At 66.2% G+C, this 1,066-nt stretch carries 2 pseudogenes; both read left to right on the plus strand.

Annotated features, from left to right (window positions below):
- Positions 1-170, plus strand: a pseudogene (locus ACSFA2_RS25805) (tripartite tricarboxylate transporter substrate binding protein); the annotation flags it as partial.
- A gap of 64 nt (positions 171-234) precedes the next feature.
- Positions 235-1,066 (plus strand): annotated as a pseudogene (locus ACSFA2_RS25810) (alpha/beta hydrolase domain-containing protein); the annotation flags it as partial.

Consider the following 1,066-nt stretch of genomic DNA (forward strand, 5'->3'; position numbering starts at 1 on the left):
ACGAGCTGCTGGTGAAGGCCGCGAAGAGCGAGGCTGCAAAGACCGCGTTCTACGAGCCGACCGGCACCGAGGTGTTCACGACCTCGCCCGAGGAACTCGCGAAGTTTCAGGCCGGCGAGTCGCAGAAGTGGGGCCGCATCGTGAAGTCGGCCGGCATCGAGGCCGAGTAGCCCGCGCGCCGTAGCGGGGACCGGCGCCGCAACGCGACAAGACACACAACGAAGGAGACAAACCATGAAACGCTGGAGCCTTGCGGCTGCCACGGTGGCTTCGGCCGCCCTTATTCTTCTGAGCGCCTGCGGTGGAAGCGGCGGGGGAGGTGGCGTGCTGTTGCCACCGCCTACCACCGGAACGCCGACAACGACACCGCCCGTGACTGCCACCGCGCCCAAGTACAAGCTCGCCATCACCGCGACCGAAGACGTGCCCGGCACATTCGGCAGCGTGGGCGCCTACGAGAAGATCACCGGCACCTTCACCGGCGAGGTCGATCCGAAGGACGCCCGCAACGCCATCATCCAGGACTTGCAACTCGCGCCGCTCAATGCCAACGGCAAGGTCGAGTACACGTCGGACTTCGTGCTCTTCAAGCCGAAGGACATGACCAAGGCCAGCGGCGTGTTGCGCTACGACGCGCCGAACCGCGGCAACATCGTGAGCCTCGATCCGTACTTTGCCTCGCGCGGCTACGTGTTCCTGACGGCCGCATGGCAGGGCGATGTGCCGGCTGCGCCCGGCAAACTCACGCTGAAGGTGCCGGTCGCGAAGAACGCCGATGGCAGCAGCATCACCGGCACCTACCGCGCCGAACTGCTGCCCACCGCTGCGAACAACGATTCGCTGCCCCTGCCGGGCGGCCCGTTCAATGCGGCGATGCAGGCTTATGCAACCGCGAGCCTCGACAACACCAAGCCCGGCTATGTGCTCACGCGCCGCATCAACGAAGGCGACGCACGCCAGCTCATTCCCGCAAGCGAGTGGAAGTTTGCAAAGTGCAGCGCCGCCACGCCGTTCCCCGGCACGCCCGACGAGACGAACGTCTGCCTCAAGGGCAAGTGGGACCCGG

This window comes from Variovorax cryoconiti (genome assembly GCF_051216395.1).
Taxonomy (GTDB): Bacteria; Pseudomonadota; Gammaproteobacteria; order Burkholderiales; family Burkholderiaceae_C; genus Variovorax.